We start from the raw sequence: 16,792 nt of genomic DNA on the forward strand, positions 1-16,792 counted from the left end.
GGGGCCCGCCCGCCATCCGGGAGATCACTGGCATTCGGCGGGGTTTGTACGTACGACCTCCCCCGCGCACTACGGGGTCGCCCGGGCGAACAGCCTCCGGTACACGCTCCGCAGACCGTGGAGATCACTGACGGGCTCGGCGAACGGGAGCCGCACGTCGAGCGAGGACGGCGCGTCCGGCGGCGGCGCCGGGCAGCGCAGCCACATGCCGTACCGGTCGAGCCCGAGCGGCCGGACGGGTCCGGGCGGGACCGACTCCGGCAGCAGCCGCGGCAGTTCGGCGCGGTGGGCGGAGTCCAGGTGCGTCAGGATGCCCGCCTCGACGGCGACGAACGGGTCGGGCGCGGCGCCGGCGTACTCCTCCGGCTCCAGGATGGCGCTCCCCCAGGCGTCGTCGACCTCCACCTGGGCGACGTCGAGGGCGAGGACCGTCCATTCGCGGCCGTCCCGCCCGGCGCCGAGGTCGAGCAGTTCGGGACGCGGGTGCGCGTGGGAGAGGCGCAGCGCGGCGGCGCGCAGCTCTCCGTCCGGCACCTCGCCCAGCCAGCCGTGCAGCCAGGCCCGGCCGCGGACGCGGTCCGGCAGCGGCACCGGCGCGACGTCGCTGATCCGCAGCGTGGCGGGCACGTCGTCCTCGCCGGCCAGGGCCGCGGCGATGGGCGCGTCCGCCCGGACGAGCAGCAGCGGCCGGCCGTCCCGGTCGGTGGTGTGCGCCGGGACGGGGGCGTGGGGCACGCCCGGCGCGACGAGCACGCCGTCCGCGACGCCGTAGGCGAGGGTCCGCGCGCGCTCCGCCGCCGTGGGGCCCTGGATGGTGTGCGTGGCCTGCGTGGTCTCCGCTCGCGGCACCGTGCCTCCTTGACGTCTCAGGTTAGGCTTACCTAACTTAGGATTACCTAACCATCAAGGAGCGTGATGAACAACCCCCGTCCCAAGGTGCGGCTCTCCCGGGCCCTCGGCATCCCGCTGACGCCGAAGAGCGTGAAGTACTTCGAGGCGCGCCCCTACCCGCCCGGCGTGCACGGCCGCGCCCGCAAGCAGGAGAGCGACTACAAGGTCCGGCTGCGCGAGAAGCAGCGGCTCCGCGCGCAGTACAACATCCGGGAGGCGCAGCTCCGCAACGCCTTCGACAAGGCCGCCCGGACGGGCGGCAAGACCGGCGAGGCCCTGCTCGTCGACCTCGAACGCCGGCTGGACGCGCTCGTCCTGCGCGCCGGCTTCGCCCGGACGATCTACCAGGCCCGCCAGTTCGTCGTGCACCGCCACGTGCTGGTGAACGGCCGCCGCGTGGACCGCCCGTCCTACCGGCTGCGGCCCGGCGACGTCATCACGGTGGCCGAGCGGAGCCGCGCGATGGTCCCGTTCCAGGTCGCGGCGGCCGGCGGTCACGCCGCCGAGGTCCCGCCCTACCTGGAGGTCCGGCACGACGCCCTCGCCGCCCGGCTCGCCCGGCTGCCGGAGCGCGCCGAGATCCCGATCCTCTGCGACGAGCAGCTCGTCGTCGAGCACTACTCCCGCTAGCGGACGCTCGGCGCCGTGCTAGCGCAGGTCGCCGAGTTCCTCGCGGGCGGTGGTGCGCAGGACGCGCAGCGCGTCCACGAGGACGCGGCGCTGCTCCTCGGTGAGAGGGCCCGCGAAGTGCGCGCGGAGCGTCTCGGCGTGCACCCGCAGGGCCTCTTCCAGCTTCGCCCGGCCGGCCGGGGTCAGCGCCACGTTCTGGCGGCGCCGGTCGTCCGGGGCCGGCTCCCGGCGGACGAGCCCGGCCTCCTCCATCCGGTCGACGATGCGGGTCATGCCGCCGCTGGTCAGGATCAGCTCGCCGGCCAGCCCGCCCATCGACACCGCGCAGTCGCCGCCCTCGCCGGACAGCCTCAGCAGCACCTCGAAGACCGCGTGCCGGATGCCGCAGCGGCGCTCCAGCTCCCGGCCGGCGATCCGCTCCAGCACCGACGCCGCGCCCAGCAGCGCGCCGAACTCGTGCACCAGCGCGTCCGGGACGGCCGTGCCCTGCCCGTCCTGCTCCGTCACGATCGCCATGATGCCCCCGTCTCCGTCCGGCCGCCCGCCGGCCGCGCGACACCGTCGCAGGCATAACGCGCGAGCGCCCCGCACGGCTTCCGTGCCGGGGCGCTCGCTCGGGCCTCGCGGGCTCAGTTCTTCGGCTTGCCGCTCTTCTCCGCCGCGGGCGACTTCGACGCGCCCCCGCCTGGAACGGCCGGCAGCTGGTTCTGCTGGTTCTGGTTCTGGTCGTTGACGCCCGACGCGTACTGCTTGGTGACCTTCCACTTCCCGTCGATCTTGGCCAGGGCGAGGCGGAGCAGCGTCGCCGGGGCCGCGGTCGCGCCGTCCTTGGTCCGGACGTCGATGTCGACCATGACGACGGCCGTGGCGAACCTGCCGTCCACGCTGCCCACGAAGACCTGGTTCGTCTTGGACGTCAGCGACAGCTCGGGGTTGCTCTTGAACGTCTCGCCGAGGCTGGGCAGCGTGGTGTTCTTGAAGCTCTCCAGCAGGTCGCCGCCCATGAGCTTCTGGGCCTTGTCCATCTGCGTCTGGTAGTTCTGCGCGTTGTAGTTGAGCGCGACGTCGCCGTAGGCGGACGCCACCTCGCTCACCGCGTCCCGCTCGTCCTGCTTCGACGACAGGGAGCTCGCGCTCGTCCACTGCCAGATCGCCAGGCTCGCCAGCAGCGCGACAAGGACGACCACCACGACCGCCTGCACCATGCCGAGACCGAAGACGCCCGGCCGGTCCGAAGAGGACGCCGAGGCGCTCGGACGTGCCGGGGCCTTCTTCGGCGTCTCCTCCTCCTCGACCTCGTCCTCCGGCGGTTCGAGGCGGGTCGGGCGCGGCCTGGGCCTGGCGGCGGGCTTGGCGGGGGCCTTGGCCGCGGGCTTCGCCGCCGGCCTGGCCGGACGGGCCGGAGCCTCGTCCGGGGCCTCCTCGTCCTCGGCGTCGAGCGCCTCCAGAACCTCGTCGAGGTCCTCGTCGTCGATGACCTCGATGACCCGCACCCGGCGCTTGCGCCTGGCGGCGGGCCGGGCGGGCCGCTCGGCGGCCTCCGGCTCCGCGGCCTCGGCCGTCTCGGGCGCCGCCTCCTCGGCCGGGACCGCCTCGACCTCGTCGGACCCGCCCTTGGTGGTCTTGGCTGTCACTTCGGATACTCCTCGGGTTGGGGTCAGTCCTTGCCCCGACGCAGTCGGGAAAGGCGGGACACCACGGGCACCGAGCCCATCATGACCCTGATCAGCACCAGAAGGGCGATGATCGGGGGAACGTACACCAGCCAGATCGGCGGTCCGCCGGGAGAGTCGCTCTCGTTCGCGGCCTTCCTGGCCTGCACGTTCCGCTGGAGGGCGGGATCGTGGGTGGGGATCGTCTCGCCCGGGTTCTTCGCCTTGTAGGGCTTCTGCTTGGTCACCGCGGGGGTGCGGCCGCCGGGGCAGGTCGGAATCCGGTTCACCGCCGGCTGCGCGCGCGGGTACTTGTACTCCAGCGTGGCGAGCCTCTTCAGCGTGACCTGGAAGACGACGTTCAGGACCGGCTGGCCCTGGTCCCTCCCGATCACGTTGTCCAGGACGACCTTGAGCTGCGGCGCCACCGCGAGCGTCTTGCGCAGGTCGTCGAGGTAGTCGGGGTCGTAGCTCCCGATGCCGAGGTTGCCGAGCATGTCCACGGCGCAGCCGAAGTCGGGGCCGGTCTGGTCGAGCAGGTCGTTGACGGTGGCGAGCAGGCCGGGGCCGCGGTCGCGCAGCTCGGCGATCTGCCCGCGCACCTGGCTGAGCGCGGCCATGAGCGCGGCCAGGTCGTCGATCCCGGCGCCGAGCGAACCGCGGTTCTGGTTCAGCACGTGGGTGATGCGGCCGAGGTCGTTGGTCAGCCCGTCCAGCAGCTCGGTGTTCTGCGCGAACGTCTGGGTGAGGTCGTCGCTCCCGTTGACGATCTGGCGGAGCGAGCCCTCGCGCCCGGCCCATCCGGCGGCCAGCTCCTGGGTGAGCACCTTGGCGTCGTCGGGGTCGATCGCCTTCAGGGTGTCGATGACGGCGCCGAACAGGTCGCCGTACTTCGGCGGGACCTTCGTCTGCGACACCGGGATGACGGTGCCGGGCTTCATCGGCGGGGCGCCGGACCTGCCCGGCCCCGGCGTCAGCTCGACCACCGGCTCGCCCACCGCGGACTTGCGCGCCGCGGCGGCGGTGACCCCCTGCGGGATCTTGACGCCGCGCTCCATGTCCAGCCGGACGACGACCTTGTCCTTCTCCAGCCGCACCGAGTCGATCTTGCCGACCCGCAGGCCGAGGTAGTCGACCTCGAAGTTCGGGTGCAGGCCCGGAGACGACTCGAACTCCACGGTGATGTGGTACGGCCGGTCGATGAAGTCGAAGCGGACGACGTTGTTGAACGCCCACACGACCATCACCGCGGCGAGCACGCCGAACGCCGCCAGGTTGATCGTCAGCCGTCTGTTCATCCGCGCGGCTCCAGGATCTTGTCGAGGTCCGGAAGGGCGCCCTGGAGCTGCTTGGGGATCTCCGGCGTCCCGGCCTTCTTCTTCTTGGGGCTCTGGCCGAGGCCCGGGAAGATCGGCGTCCCGTCCGGCCAGACGATCCGCAGCAGCGGGTACAGCAGCAGCTGGCCGTCGTAGGTGGCCCGGGGAAGCTTGTCGGTGAACTGGACCAGGCCGTCCACCAGCGCCGTGAGCCGCCTGCGGTTGCTGCCGAGCTGCTGCAGGACGGGGTCGAGGTCGCGCAGCAGCGAGCGGAACCGCTGGATCCGCCCCTCCAGCACCTTGTCGTTCAGCTCGTGGGCCGTCTTGGTGAGCTTGTCGACCATCTCGATGATCTTGTACTTGTCCTTGTTCAGCAGCCGCGTGGTGCGTTCGAGCTGCGCGGGCGTCTCGTTCAGGGCGTCGCTGCCCCGGGCGAGGGACCGGCCGAGCCGGGCGAACCGGTCGACCGACTCGCCGAGCTCGCGGCGCTGCTCGGCGAACATCCCCAGCAGTGCGTTCACCTGCGCGATCGTCTTGTTGAGCTTCTGCCCGTTGCCGTCCAGGGCGGTGGCGCCCGCGTTCACGACCGTCGCGACGTCGTTCCCGGCCAGGGCCTGGACCAGCGGCCCGGCCTGCCCGACGACCTGCTCGAACGCCGGCTGGACGCTGGTGTCGGTGATCGCCGCGCCGGTGGCGAGGAACGGGCCGCGGTCCATGCTCGCGCCGGGCGGCATCTGCAGGTCCACGTAGTTCTCGCCGAGCAGCGAGGTCACCTTGATCTCGGCCCGGGTGCCTCGCGGGATCCTGACGTCGTCCTCGATGGCCAGCGTCGCCTTCGCCCGGTAGCCGGCGAGCTCGACCTTCGTGACGGTGCCGATCGTGAGGTCGGACATCTTCACGCTGTGCCCGGCGACGAGGCCCTGCGCGTCGTCGAACGTGGCGGTCAGCGTCAGGCCGCCCTTCGGCGCGCCCGCCGTCTTGTAGGAGCAGCCGGAGACGGCGAGGGCCGCGACCGCGACGAGCACCAGCAGCAGCCGGCCGGTGAGGAGGGACCTGCCCATCAGTTGCCTCCGTTCTGCCAGGGACAGTTGGAGTTGGGTGCGGGCAGCGGGCAGTCGACGTCGTCGGAGTTCATCAGGCCCTTGAGCCAGGTCCGCAGGAACGCGTCCGTGGCGAACCGGATCTGCAGCGACTTGTTCTTCGGGTTGTAGCCGCCGATGAGCGCGTCGCTGATGCCGGGCAGCACGCGGATGAGCTGCGCCAGCTCCCTGGCGTTGCCCTTGAGGATCAGGGCCGTCCGGGTGAGGACCGCCAGGTCGTAGGGCAGGTTCCCCTTGTACTTGCGCAGCAGCTTGTCGCCGTTCTTCGCCAGCTCCAGGATGCCGCTGATCAGCTGCTGGAGCTCGCCGCGCTCGGAGCTCAGCACCTGGCTCGCGGTGCCGAAGTCGCGGATCATCGTGCCGAGGATCTGCTCGCGCCCGCGCACCACCCCGGCCAGCCGGCTGAGGTTCTGCGCGACCTCGATGAGCTCCTTGTCCTGCCCGGCGACGTTCTCGACGAGGCGGGCGCTCTGCTCCAGGGTCGCGTTGAACTCCCTGCCGTTGCCCCTCACCGTGTCGGCGGCCGTGCCGAGGGCGGTCTGCATCTTGGTCGGGTCGAGCGCGTTGGCCAGGTTGGTGAACGAGCTGAGCGCGTCGTCCACCTCGACGGGCACGTGCGTGCGCTCGATCGGGATGACGTCCGCGGTCTCCTTGGCCTCCCCCGGCTTCCACGCCGGGTGCAGGACGAGGTTGCGCTCGCCGATCAGGTTCAGCGGGACGATCGAGGCCTGCACGCCCTTCGGCAGCGGGACGTCCCGGCGCAGATGGAACGTGACCTTCACCCGGTCGCCCTGGTTCTCGACCTTGTCGACGAGCCCCACGTCGGCGCCCATCACCTTGACCTTCGACTCCTTGTAGAAGGAGCGGGCCTTCGGGACGTAGACGACCATCGTGCGCTCGCCGCCCGCGGACGGGGCGAGCGAGCAGCCGCCGAGCGAGGCGGTCAGGGCGAGGCCGAGCGCGACGGCCACGCCCCGCAGCCGGCCGCGCCCGGGGACGGAGCCGGGGCCTTCGGGGGGCCGTCCCCCCGTGCCGTCGCCGCTCATCAGTTGCCTCCCTGCGGTCGCCGCGTGGAGATCGGACCGGCCGGCTGCAGCGGGCCGAGCCCGGTGAGCAGGCCCTCGATGTACCGGCCGTTGCCCTTGAGGTTGGCGACCTGCTGGAACGTCGGGCCGAGCAGCGAGAAGTCGGTGTTCAGCGCGTCCATGTTGGGCGCGAGCCGGGTCGTCAGCAGGTGCAGGTTGTCCAGCAGGGTGTCGAGCTCCTTCTGGTTCCTGGAGATCACGTTGGACAGCGTCCGGACGGTCCGGCTGCCCTGCCCGATCGCCGCGGCCAGCTCGTTGCGGCGCCGGACGAGCGACTGGAGCAGCACCTGGCTGGCGTCGATGATCTGACGCAGCTCCTGGTCCTTGCTCGCCAGCGTCCCGGTGATCGTCTTGCTGTTCTCGATCAGCCGCTGGATCTCCGGATAGGAGTCGTTCAGCGTCCGGGACAGCTCCTGGATGTTGGCCAGGATGCGGCCCAGCTTCACCGCCCCCGGCGACTTGATCTTGTTGATCTCGGTGAGCAGCTTGTCGACGCTGCGCTGATCGAGTCTGCCGACGATGTTCTGCGCGCCCTCCAGAGCCTCCGGCACGGTGAACGGGACGCTGGTGCGCGACAGCGGGATCCGCCGCCGCGACTCCGGCACGTCCGCCAGGTAGGGCTTGGAGACCGGGCCGGACAGCCGCAGGTACCGGCCGCCGAGCAGCGTCGTCGTCTGGATGTCGGCGCGGGTCTTCGGGCCGAGGTCGATGCCGGCGTTCACGTGCCAGGAGACGATGACCCTGCCGTGGGCGAAGTCGGGCTCCACGGAGGTGATCCGGCCGGACTTCACCCCGGCCACCCGCACGTCCTGGCCCTTCTTCAGCCCGGCGGTGTCGCTGAACTCGCCGCTCATCGTGTAGCCGCGGTCGAGCAGGTGCAGCTGGCCGAGGGCGAACGCGAACACGCAGCCCGCGCCGAGCGCGGTCAGGGTGACGATCGCGACGATCTTGTGGTTGACGTCGCGGAGCGACTTCAGCGCCATCAGCCGCCACCCCCCATCAGCATCTTCCTGAGCTTGGTGAGGTCGTCCTTGCTGGGCTGCCCCGCGCCGGGCGATCTCGGCAGCTCCATCGGGAACGGGCAGGGGCCCTGCACGACGTTCAGGCAGAGCGCGTTGGTGCGCAGGTAGTGGCCGCCGTTCGCCGACGCGAACAGCTGCCGGAGGGTCAGCGGGAGCTGCTGCACCATCTTCTCCAGCTGGTCGACGTTCAGCCGGAACGTCTCGCTGAACCTGCCGAGGTTGGCGATGATGCGGGCGAGCTGCGCGTCGTTGCCGCCGAGCACCTGGTTGAGGTTGGTGGTGACGCCCGCGACCTCCACGACCGCGCTCTCCAGCAGCTTGCGGTTGTTCGCGAAGACCCGGGTCAGCGACTCCAGGTTGTCGGCGCTGGCGGCGATCTGCCGGTCCCGGGTGGCGATGGCGTCGCTCACCGTCTCGTAGTCGTCGATCATCCCCTTGATCGTCTTCTTCCGGGCCGCGAACGTCTGCAGCAGCAGGTCCAGGTTGTCGGTCAGCAGCGAGATGTTCTGCTCGTTGCCGTCCAGCGCCTGGGAGAAGGCGAACAGGATCTTGTTGAGCTGGTTCGGGTCCAGGTTGCGGGTGAGCGGGCCGAGGCTGTTGACGATGGCGCCGAGGTCCACCACCGACCTGGTGTGCGGGACGCGGTCGCCGTCGCCCAGCCTGCCCCGCTCCTTCCCGGGCTCCAGGTAGACGACCCGCTGCCCCATCACGTTCCGCCAGCGGATCGCGGCGGTGGAGTCGGAGGGCAGCCGGACCTCCTTGTCGACGGCCATCTTCACCACGGCCTTGCCGCGCACCACCTTGATGCTCTCGACCTGGCCGACGGGCGTGCCGGCCACCTTCACGGCGTCGCCCTCCAGCAGGCCGGTGACGTCGTCGAACGTGGCGGACAGGCGGTAGCGGGACGTGAAGCTCGTGCCGAGGATCTGCTGGCCGATGTAGAACGTGAGCAGCCCGGTCAGCGCCACGAACACCGTGAACTTCAGGATCGTGGTGTACTCCGGCCCGCGCGCGGTCTTGCCGCGCAGCCGCGGGCTCACGGCCGCGTCCCCGTCGCCGTGCGGCGCTGCCCGCCCTGGTTGCCGCCCGCGCCGGGGAGCGGCACGTCGAACGCGGTCGTCTTGGGCTTGACCGGGCAGACGTCGATGAGGATCTGGCAGATGTCCAGCGGGAGGTCGTCGCGCGCCTGGGCGATCAGGGTGCCCTCCGGGCCGGGGATGCGGATGATCTGCGCCAGCAGGCCGAAGAACCCGGTCAGGCTGTCGAGCAGGACCGGGACGTTGCGGCGCTGCCCGTTGAACACGCGCACGACCTCCCCGCCCGAGTCGATGATCTTGCCGATGTTGCGGCCGTGCTGCTCCAGGTTCGTGCCGACCGTCTGGCCGAGCCGCGCCGACTCGTCCAGCAGCTGGGTGACCTTGTCGGGCCGCTCGTTGACGACCTGGGAGAGCCGGTTGAAGTCCCCGGCGAACCGGGTCAGGGTGTCGCCGCGCGACTCGAACGTCCCGGACAGGCCGTTGATGTCGCTCAGCAGCGACTGGATGGCGGCCCGGTCCTTGTAGGTCGCGTCGACGACGATCGCGCCGTTGTCGATCGTGCGGCGCAGCGCCGGACCCTGTCCGGCGAGCCCGGCGCCGAACGTCTGCAGGATCGTCGCCACGTCGTCGGGGTTGATCGCCCGGGTGAGCCGGTAGGTGGGCCAGGCCGTGTCCGACAGCTCCTGCGGGTCGTTGGTCTTCGCGATGCGCCCGCCGTCCCTGAGGTAGGGGCCGGTGAGCTCGTGCGCGCCGAGGTCGAGGGCGAGGTCCTTCGGGCCGAACACCGAGACCGGCTCGACCGTCGCGACCGCCGTGTCGGCCACCTTGACGCCCTTGTCGACCCGGAGCCGGACGGTGACCCTGCCGTTGCGGTCGAGCTTGACGGCCTCGACGGCCCCGACGGCGATCCCGCGGACCTTCACGTCGGACTTGCCGGGGTCGAGCCCCTGCCCGGCGCGGCCGAACGTCGCGTCGTAGTAGGTGGAGCCCGCGTGGGACGGCGTGGAGCCGACCGCGACGAACGCCGCGGCCGCCGCGATGACGCCCGCCCCGACCAGCCCGAAGACCGTCCGGGAGCGGCTCGACATTGATTCGTCGCTCATCCGGTCAGCCTCACCGTGCTGCCGTGGCCCCAGAAGATGTACGACAGGACCAGGTTCATCAGGATCATCAGGATGGTCGACTCCCGGATGGCGCGGCCGGCGGCGACGCCGACGCCGACCGGGCCGCCCGCCGCGTAGTAGCCGCGGTAGCAGTGGATGAACATGATGATGAAGGCGAACACCGCGACCTTGATGACGCTGTAGAACACGTCGATCGGCGGAAGGTAGAGGTGGAAGTAGTAGTCGTAGATGCCGGGCGACAGGCCGAAGTACTGGATCGTGATGAACCTCGTGGCGAAGAACGCCATGAACAGCGAGACCAGGTACAGCGGCACCAGCGCGATGACGCCCGCGGCGACCCTGGTGCACACCAGGTAGGCCAGCGAGTTGATGCCCATGACCTCCAGCGCGTCGATCTCCTCCGAGATCCGCATCGCGCCGATCTCGGCGGTGAACCCGGTGCCGACCTGGGCGACCAGCGCGACGCCCGCGATGATCGGGGTGACCTCGCGGACGTTGGAGTAGCTCGCGACCAGGCCGGTGAACGCCTCGGCGCCGATGCGCTCCAGCCCGGGGTAGCCCTGGAGGCCGACCATGGCGCCGGTGGCGAGCGACATCGTCGCGATCACGAAGATCATGCCGCCGCCGATGACGAGCGCGCCCACGCCGACGGTGATGTCGCTGACCTGCTTGGCGAGGGTCTTGCCGTACTTGCGCCGGATGATGATGTCGAACAGCAGGTGGTACAGGACCCGGCCGAGGAACACCGGCAGGTCGGCCGACGCGGCGAGGCCCGCGGTGCGGCCCCTGACGGCGCGGCCCAGCTTGCGGACGGGGGATATGGCGACCATCAGAACCTCGGGGGGAAGAGGACCTGGTAGATCATGGTGAGGATGTAGTTCGTCGCGAACACCACGATCGAGGTGACGACCACGGCCCGGTTCACCGCGCGGCCGACGCCGACGGGGCCGTAGTCGCAGTTCATGCCCATGTAGCAGGCGACCGCGGCGGCGATGAATCCGAACACCCACGCCTTGAACAGCGTGATCATCAGGTCCGAGAACTGCAGCAGGGTGGTGGCGCCGTCGAAGAACGCGCCGGGGCTGACGCCCTGCTGGATGACGTTGAAGTAGTACCCGCCGATGACGCCCGCGAGGATCACCACCGAGCAGAGCAGTCCGGACACCGTGCTCGCCGCCCACAGCCTGGGGGTGACCAGGCGGTGGATCGGGTTGATGCCCATGACCTCCATCGCCGCGAGTTCGTCGCGGATGTTGCGGGCCCCCATGTCGGAGGTGATGGCCGATCCGCCCACGCCGGAGACCAGCAGGGCCGCGGCCAGCGGCGCCACCTGCTGGATCATCGCCGCGGTGAGCAGCGCGCCGGTGCCCGACTGCGCGCCGAGCTGCCGGGCGATGTCGCCCACCTGGAGCGAGATGGTCGCGCCGAGCGGCACGGCGATGAGCATGACCGGCACGCTCGTGACGCGTGCGAGGAACCAGCACTGTTCGACGAATTCGCCCCACCACTGGCGCAGGTCCCAGGTGCGGCGCAGCCCCTCCAGGAGGGTCACGCACAGCAGTCCGGTCTCGTCGAGTGCTCTCCCGACGCGTCTGCGTGCCAGGTCCGGGGCCTTGGTCAGGCTCAGGGCCATCAGCCGGTGCCCTCCCCCGGGGCGGGGTTGAGAAGGGTCACTCCAGCCTCCTTCGTGCTCGGACGTCGGCGCCCATCCGAAACACCGGATCCTGCCGGTACCGCGGGGGCGCCCTCGTCATGCTCGTTCGCGCGCCACAGCGGTCTCGGCCGAGACCGGTACCACAGGCGACTCCGCGCACCCTCCAGAGCACACGGGCTCCGCCTGTGATTTGAGGCACTCTATTGGAAGAAGGTCTAAGAAGCGAGTACTTACATCTGGTTTTGTCCGAAGCTACGATCAGCCGGTGCAGACCGAGGCGCGACGAGGCGTAGAAGACGAGATGGACGACGGCGTGGACCCGCTGGTCATGGGCGTGCGCGACCGCTGGGAAGGCCAGGGGCTGCTCGGCGATCCGTGGCCGTTCCTGGCGATCTGTTCGGTCGGGCGGCTCAACCAGCTGCTCAAGAAGGCCCTGGACGTGGAGCTGAAGCGGCTGGACCTCACCCGGACCGGCTACTTCCTGCTGACCACGCTCGCGCTCACCGTCCACGGGCGGGCCCGGCTGAGCGCGCTCGGCCGGATCCTGATGATGCACCCGACGACGGTGAAGCTCACCGTCGACCAGCTGGAGGCGGCCGGGCTCGTCGGCCGGACCCCGCATCCCCGCGACCGGCGCGCCACGCTCGTCGAGATCACCGCGGCGGGACGGGAGCGGGCCAACGAGGTGAGCATGGCGCTGGAGGCGCCCGGAGGCGCGCTCGCGGCGTTCGACGGGATGCACCGCGAGCTGTTCGAGGCGCTGCAGCCCGCGCGCCTGGCCGCCGGCGACGTGGAACTGCTGAACCCCGCCGGGGAACGCGGCCGTGGACGTCGGGCCGGGTGAACCGGGTATCGTCCGGCCTGCGTACTTGCTCTTCGAGAGCACCACACCCGGGCGATAAGGCAGTCTTCTCCTATGCCACAGAGTCACGGCACACGCAGACGTCCCGCCGAGGAAACCGGAGGCGCTCAGGGGGGCGCGGGGAGTCGTCGCGGCTCCAGGAGGGCCGGTACGAGGCGCGCCACGCGCGTTCCGGAGCCGCGCGCGTCCGCTGACGCCCGCGGCACGGGAGGACCCCACGGACCGGATCCGTCGGAGCCGGACGATCCCCGCGGCCCGTACGAGGAGCCGGAGACCTTCCGGGAGCCGCGCGAGGGCGGGCGCCGCGTCCGGCGGGTGCTCACCAGCAACGTCACCATCACGATCGTGGCGATCGGCGCGATCGGCGGTGCGCTGACGGTCGTCGACCTCGGCAGCTTCGTCGACGACGCCAGCGAGCCGCCCAAGGCCGCGGGCGCGGGGCTGTCCACCAACGACATGCTCGCGAAGCTGACCTCGGCGTCCGACATGGACAAGGTCGCGGCCGACGCGGTCGCCGTCGCCAAGGAGCGCGCCTACAAGGAGCACCAGCGCGAGCTGAAGCGGCTCAAGGAGAAGGCCAAGCGGGACGCGGCGGCGCGGGCGAAGCTCAAGGCGGAGCAGGAGCGCGAGCGGCTCGCCAAGTCGAACCCGAGCGCCGGGCAGAACAAGGCGTACGGCAAGAAGATGAACGAGCTCAAGGGATGGGGCCGATGCTGGCCGTCCCTGCTGACGCTGTGGAACCACGAGAGCGGCTGGAACGAGCGGGCCGAGAACCCCTCCAGCGGCGCCTACGGCATCCCCCAGGCCCTGCCCGGCTCCAAGCTGGCCAGCGCGGGCGCCGACTGGCGCACGAGCTCCCCCACCCAGATCGCATGGGGGCTCGGCTACATCAAGGCGCGCTACAAGGACCCGTGCCTCGCCTGGGACTGGTGGCAGGCGCACAACTGGTACTGAGCCCACCGGGGCGGCCCGGCCTGGCACCATGGGGGGATGCGGACGAGCAGGGCGCGCCGCGCCGGCGACGAGCGGGCGAACGGCACGGGTGAGGGCGCCGGGGCCGAGGGCGGCGGGAGCCGCCAGTGGGCCCGCGCCGACGCGACCCGCCAGGCGCTGCTGACCGCGGCGCTGCGGGTCTTCGCCGACCGCGGCTACGCCGACGCGGGCATCGCCGAGATCGTGGAGCGGTCCGGCATCAGCGTCGGCAGCCTCTACCACCACTACGGCGGCAAGGCCGGCCTCTACGTGGCGCTGTGGGAGGACCTCACCGAGGAGCAGGAGGCGAGCGCCGCGCAGGCGGTGTCCGCCGCCCGCAAGGACGGCGAGTCCGACCCGATCGCGCTGTTCATCGCGGGCGCCCGCGCCTACCTGCGGGTGTGCTGGGAGCGGCGCGAGGCCGCCCGGCTGTTCCTCGCCGGGGAGGGCCCGTCCGGGTCGTCGCTGATGCGCCGCAGCCGCGCCCAGCACTGGATCGCGCAGAACACCAAGCTGCTGCGCGGCCCCTCCGGCGACGCGCCCGCCGGACGTCCCGAGCAGGTGCTGAGCCTGGTGCTCACGACGGTGATCGGCGAGGCCGGGCGGGAGATCGCCACCGCGGAGAACGAGGCGGAGGCGGCCGAGATCATCGACGAGGTCTGCCGGATCCTGATCCGCCTGGCCCGCTGACCTCCTGGCCCGCTGACCTCCTGGCGCAGGGCCCCCGCCGGCGCCATGGCGGACTCCGGAAGCCGTGTCCCGGCGGACGCGGTGGTCAGGGGCGGGCGGTGTGGACCCGGCGGACGGAGAGCCGGATCGGGGGGACCGGCTGGAGCGGGCGCGGGTGCCGGGCGCGGGCGGGCTGCGGCGGGAGCGTGCGGAGCCGGGCCGCGGTGGGGCGCTTGTCCGCGACCCGCGACCCGGCGGCGCGCAGGCGGCGGCGCGCGGCGAGCGGGACACGGCCGTCGGAGCGCCGGATCAGCCGCATCCGGAGCAGCAGGAGCACCACCCCGGCCGCCAACGCGGCGAGGAACCCCGCCTGGAGCGCGGTCAACTCCTCGATGGTGAACGGCTCCGGGGGCAGCCTGTGCAGGTTCGACACCGGGACGAGCGGCCCGGAGTCGGGCGCGATCTGCGGGGACTCGGCGGACACGATCGGCGGCAGCGCCACCTGCGGTCCGGTCATCCCGGCCAGGGGGTCGGAGTCGGGCGGGGTCAGCGGCGGGACGCCGGGCGTCGTCGGGCTGATCCCCGGCGGCAGCGCCCCGGACCCGGAGGTGATGATCAGCTTGTAGCTGCGGGACACGCTCCTGGCACGGGCCGCCGAGACGGCCGCACGCAGGGTGATCACGCCGGGCTTCGCACCGGACGGGGCCCGCACGGTCGCGATCGCGGAGGCGCCGCCGGATCCGACACTGCCGAGGGACTGCGTCCCGGGACCGACCGTGGCGCCCGAGGCCGACATCCGCAGGACGATCCCGTTCGCGGTGGCGTTCGCCGACGCCACCCGCACGGTCGCGGTGATCGAGCCGCCGGGCCGCATCGTCGCCGCCGACACCGTCAGCCCCAGGGACAGCACCGGCGTCTTGGGCTTGCCCGGGCCGGTCGGCGGCTTCGTCGGCGGATGAGTGGGCGGCTTCGTGGGGGGATTGGTCGGCGGCTTCGTCGGCGGGTCGGTCGGCGGATCCGTCGGCGGGTCGGTCGGCGGATCAGTGGGCGGATCCGTCGGCGGATCAGTGGGCGGGTCGGTCGGCGGATCCGTCGGCGGGTCGGTCGGCGGGTCGGTCGGCGGATCCGTCGGCGGGTCGCTCGGCGTTTCGGTGACGGTGGTGGTCGGCGTGGGGGTCGGCTCGTCCGCGAGAACCGGATGGACGCCCACCATGCCGATGAGCGTCACCGCTCCGAATCCGGCCAGGAGCGAAGCCGATCGTGAACGCACCCCGAACGCACCTCCACCGCATTACGGTTATTCCGCCGAATTGCATTGGATTGGATGGAAGCATGCGGCGATTCGGGGAATCAACCCCGCAGGTCAAGGTTCGTTTCAGGTGCTCAATTCGCGCCGAGCGGCTATTGGGCGATTGTCAACCGGTGCTCGTTCCCGCGCGGCGACGCCATCCCACGCGGCGCTCGTGCCGGGCGGCCGGGCGGCGCGTGCGCGCAACCGCGTCGCACGCAGCACGGCCTCGATCGCGAAGCGCGCCTCGCGGTCGGTCAGCCGGTCGCCCAGGACTCCTTCGACCTGCCGCATCCGGTAGCGGACGGTCTGCGGGTGGATGCCGAGCTCCCTGGCGATGTCGTTGGCGGTGCCGCGGGTCACCAGCCAGGCGTGCAGGGTCTCCAGCAGGCGGTCGCGCTGCCGGGGGCTGAAGCCGTCCATCCCACCGAGGTGGCGGTGCGCGAGCTGGTCGACGAGGGCCTGGTCGGAGAGCAGCCAGAGGGTGATGAGGTGCTCCTCGCAGTCGATCACCGGGGCGTCCTCCAGCACACCGGTCTCGACCAGGCCGAGGGCGCACCGCGCCCAGCGCAGCGAGTCGGCGACGCCCGCGATCGGCACGGTGAGGCCGATGACGAGCTGCCTGTCGGGCAGGACGCGGAGCAGGGATCGCCGGCGCTCCGGGGTCGGCCTTCCGGGAACGACCAGGAACGGCTGGGTGGCGGTGAGGTCGGCGAGGACGTCCTTGTCCAGGAGGGCCCGGACGTACCGGGCGCCGGGCGGGGCCACGACGGCGGTCGCCTCGTCCGGCAGCGTCCATCCGGCCCGTTCGGCGGCCTCGGCCAGGACGCGGGACGACACGTCGCGGCGGAGCAGGAGCTCCAGCAGGCGGCGGCGGTGCGCCTCCGCCTCGCCGTCCGGGCGGGCGTCCAGGTAACCCTCCAGCGCGAGCGCGGCCAGTTCGTCGATGTAGGCGAACAGCGCGTCGGCGAGCTGGGCCATCACCTCGGGCGACAGTCGCCGGCGCGGCCCGACCTTCATGATGCGCCGCCACGCGACCTGGACGCCGATGCGCAGCGCGGCCTGGAGGGTGTCGAGCGTCCGGCCCTCCTGGGCCTCGAAGCGGCCGAGCCTGCGGTAGGTCTCCTGATGGCGCACGCTCGGTTCCAGCGGGTTGGCGACCCGGTCGACGAAGTCCGTCAGGGCACGGTCGACTCCGATGCGCAGTGCCTCGACGTAGGGCCCCTTGAGGGGACGCCCGTACTCGGGGATCGAACGGCGCACCTCGTCGATGATCTCCCCGGCGAGGCTGGGCAGTTCCGGGCGCATCAGCACGGCGAGCCGGCGCGGCAGCCGGCTCGGGCGACTCGCCGACTCCCGTGTCAACGTCTGCTGTGCCATGGGGTCGGCACACCTCCAGACACCGCCATCGCGGACGAGGGGTGTTCCGGGCGGGGCACCCGGTCGTCCGGATGATCGGCCATATGGCGTCAACACCGAGGGCGGCCGAG

At 71.7% G+C, this 16,792-nt stretch carries 17 protein-coding genes; 4 read left to right on the forward strand and 13 right to left on the reverse strand.

Features of this window, described 5'->3' with window-relative positions:
* Nucleotides 1-69: 69 nt before the first annotated feature.
* Nucleotides 70-849 (reverse strand): DUF2470 domain-containing protein, encoded by a 780-nt coding sequence (locus ABD944_RS30785; protein ID WP_345182754.1) that lies wholly within the window; start codon nucleotides 847-849, stop codon nucleotides 70-72.
* 66 nt (nucleotides 850-915) lie between these two features.
* Between ABD944_RS30785 and rpsD the strand changes: the two genes are divergently transcribed.
* On the forward strand, nucleotides 916-1,521 hold the full coding sequence (gene rpsD / locus ABD944_RS30790) for a 30S ribosomal protein S4 (protein WP_345182755.1): 606 nt from the start codon (nucleotides 916-918) through the stop codon (nucleotides 1,519-1,521).
* 18 nt (nucleotides 1,522-1,539) lie between these two features.
* Here the strand turns inward: rpsD and ABD944_RS30795 are convergent, their stop codons facing one another.
* The 10 genes from ABD944_RS30795 to ABD944_RS30840 form a co-directional block, all read right to left on the reverse strand.
* The gene (locus ABD944_RS30795; RefSeq protein WP_345182756.1) at nucleotides 1,540-2,037 is read right to left on the reverse strand and encodes a MarR family winged helix-turn-helix transcriptional regulator; all 498 of its coding nucleotides are present in this window, start codon (nucleotides 2,035-2,037) and stop codon (nucleotides 1,540-1,542) included.
* A 113-nt stretch (nucleotides 2,038-2,150) separates the two neighbouring features.
* A complete protein-coding gene (locus tag ABD944_RS30800) occupies nucleotides 2,151-3,155 on the reverse strand; it encodes a hypothetical protein (RefSeq protein WP_345182757.1) in 1,005 nt (334 codons plus the stop codon).
* A 23-nt stretch (nucleotides 3,156-3,178) separates the two neighbouring features.
* Nucleotides 3,179-4,471 (reverse strand): MCE family protein, encoded by a 1,293-nt coding sequence (locus ABD944_RS30805; protein WP_345182758.1) that lies wholly within the window; start codon nucleotides 4,469-4,471, stop codon nucleotides 3,179-3,181.
* On the reverse strand, nucleotides 4,468-5,550 hold the full coding sequence (locus ABD944_RS30810) for an MCE family protein (RefSeq protein ID WP_345182759.1): 1,083 nt from the start codon (nucleotides 5,548-5,550) through the stop codon (nucleotides 4,468-4,470). The genes ABD944_RS30805 and ABD944_RS30810 overlap by 4 nt, the downstream gene beginning before the upstream one ends.
* Nucleotides 5,550-6,635, reverse strand: a complete 1,086-nt coding sequence (locus ABD944_RS30815) for an MCE family protein (RefSeq protein ID WP_345182760.1) — start codon at nucleotides 6,633-6,635, stop codon at nucleotides 5,550-5,552. Before ABD944_RS30815 ends, ABD944_RS30810 begins: the two co-directional genes overlap by 1 nt.
* Nucleotides 6,635-7,657 (reverse strand): MCE family protein, encoded by a 1,023-nt coding sequence (locus ABD944_RS30820; RefSeq protein ID WP_345182761.1) that lies wholly within the window; start codon nucleotides 7,655-7,657, stop codon nucleotides 6,635-6,637. The genes ABD944_RS30815 and ABD944_RS30820 overlap by 1 nt, the downstream gene beginning before the upstream one ends.
* Nucleotides 7,657-8,736: an MlaD family protein gene (locus tag ABD944_RS30825; RefSeq protein ID WP_345182762.1), complete on the reverse strand. Its 1,080-nt coding sequence runs from the start codon at nucleotides 8,734-8,736 to the stop codon at nucleotides 7,657-7,659. Before ABD944_RS30825 ends, ABD944_RS30820 begins: the two co-directional genes overlap by 1 nt.
* Entirely contained in the window at nucleotides 8,733-9,836 is a 1,104-nt protein-coding gene (locus ABD944_RS30830) for an MlaD family protein (protein ID WP_345182764.1), read from the reverse strand. The genes ABD944_RS30825 and ABD944_RS30830 overlap by 4 nt, the downstream gene beginning before the upstream one ends.
* A complete protein-coding gene (locus ABD944_RS30835; protein ID WP_179846536.1) occupies nucleotides 9,833-10,687 on the reverse strand; it encodes an ABC transporter permease in 855 nt (284 codons plus the stop codon). The genes ABD944_RS30830 and ABD944_RS30835 overlap by 4 nt, the downstream gene beginning before the upstream one ends.
* Nucleotides 10,687-11,490, reverse strand: a complete 804-nt coding sequence (locus ABD944_RS30840) for an ABC transporter permease (protein WP_173392013.1) — start codon at nucleotides 11,488-11,490, stop codon at nucleotides 10,687-10,689. The genes ABD944_RS30835 and ABD944_RS30840 overlap by 1 nt, the downstream gene beginning before the upstream one ends.
* 286 nt (nucleotides 11,491-11,776) lie before the next feature.
* On the opposite strand from ABD944_RS30840, the gene ABD944_RS30845 reads away from it, so the two are divergent.
* From ABD944_RS30845 to ABD944_RS30855, 3 genes are all read left to right on the forward strand, one after another.
* Nucleotides 11,777-12,355, forward strand: a complete 579-nt coding sequence (locus ABD944_RS30845; protein ID WP_345182765.1) for a MarR family winged helix-turn-helix transcriptional regulator — start codon at nucleotides 11,777-11,779, stop codon at nucleotides 12,353-12,355.
* Between the two features lie 333 nt (nucleotides 12,356-12,688).
* The gene (locus tag ABD944_RS30850; RefSeq protein ID WP_345182766.1) at nucleotides 12,689-13,327 is read left to right on the forward strand and encodes an aggregation-promoting factor C-terminal-like domain-containing protein; all 639 of its coding nucleotides are present in this window, start codon (nucleotides 12,689-12,691) and stop codon (nucleotides 13,325-13,327) included.
* Between the two features lie 36 nt (nucleotides 13,328-13,363).
* On the forward strand, nucleotides 13,364-14,035 hold the full coding sequence (locus tag ABD944_RS30855; RefSeq protein ID WP_345182767.1) for a TetR/AcrR family transcriptional regulator: 672 nt from the start codon (nucleotides 13,364-13,366) through the stop codon (nucleotides 14,033-14,035).
* 85 nt (nucleotides 14,036-14,120) lie between these two features.
* On the opposite strand, the gene ABD944_RS30860 is transcribed toward ABD944_RS30855, so the two are convergent.
* Entirely contained in the window at nucleotides 14,121-15,284 is a 1,164-nt protein-coding gene (locus ABD944_RS30860; protein WP_345182768.1) for a hypothetical protein, read from the reverse strand.
* A 105-nt stretch (nucleotides 15,285-15,389) separates the two neighbouring features.
* Nucleotides 15,390-16,682: a PucR-like N-terminal domain-containing protein gene (locus tag ABD944_RS30865; protein WP_345182769.1), complete on the reverse strand. Its 1,293-nt coding sequence runs from the start codon at nucleotides 16,680-16,682 to the stop codon at nucleotides 15,390-15,392.
* Between the last annotated feature and the right edge of the window lie 110 nt (nucleotides 16,683-16,792).

It is taken from the genome of Actinomadura verrucosospora (assembly GCF_039540335.1).
In the GTDB taxonomy this organism is placed as follows: domain Bacteria; phylum Actinomycetota; class Actinomycetes; order Streptosporangiales; family Streptosporangiaceae; genus Spirillospora; species Spirillospora verrucosospora.

What these genes read in the sequence shown, in the direction of transcription:
- rpsD (WP_345182755.1), top strand. Translation starts at nt 916, where the DNA reads ATGAACAACCCCCGTCCCAAGGTGCGGCTCTCCCGGGCCCTCGGCATC.
- ABD944_RS30795 (WP_345182756.1), bottom strand. Translation starts at nt 2,037, where the DNA reads ATGGCGATCGTGACGGAGCAGGACGGGCAGGGCACGGCCGTCCCGGAC.
- ABD944_RS30805 (WP_345182758.1), bottom strand. Translation starts at nt 4,471, where the DNA reads ATGAACAGACGGCTGACGATCAACCTGGCGGCGTTCGGCGTGCTCGCC.
- ABD944_RS30810 (WP_345182759.1), bottom strand. Translation starts at nt 5,550, where the DNA reads ATGGGCAGGTCCCTCCTCACCGGCCGGCTGCTGCTGGTGCTCGTCGCG.
- ABD944_RS30815 (WP_345182760.1), bottom strand. Translation starts at nt 6,635, where the DNA reads ATGAGCGGCGACGGCACGGGGGGACGGCCCCCCGAAGGCCCCGGCTCC.
- ABD944_RS30820 (WP_345182761.1), bottom strand. Translation starts at nt 7,657, where the DNA reads ATGGCGCTGAAGTCGCTCCGCGACGTCAACCACAAGATCGTCGCGATC.
- ABD944_RS30830 (WP_345182764.1), bottom strand. Translation starts at nt 9,836, where the DNA reads ATGAGCGACGAATCAATGTCGAGCCGCTCCCGGACGGTCTTCGGGCTG.
- ABD944_RS30835 (WP_179846536.1), bottom strand. Translation starts at nt 10,687, where the DNA reads ATGGTCGCCATATCCCCCGTCCGCAAGCTGGGCCGCGCCGTCAGGGGC.
- ABD944_RS30840 (WP_173392013.1), bottom strand. Translation starts at nt 11,490, where the DNA reads ATGGCCCTGAGCCTGACCAAGGCCCCGGACCTGGCACGCAGACGCGTC.
- ABD944_RS30855 (WP_345182767.1), top strand. Translation starts at nt 13,364, where the DNA reads ATGCGGACGAGCAGGGCGCGCCGCGCCGGCGACGAGCGGGCGAACGGC.
- ABD944_RS30865 (WP_345182769.1), bottom strand. Translation starts at nt 16,682, where the DNA reads ATGGCACAGCAGACGTTGACACGGGAGTCGGCGAGTCGCCCGAGCCGG.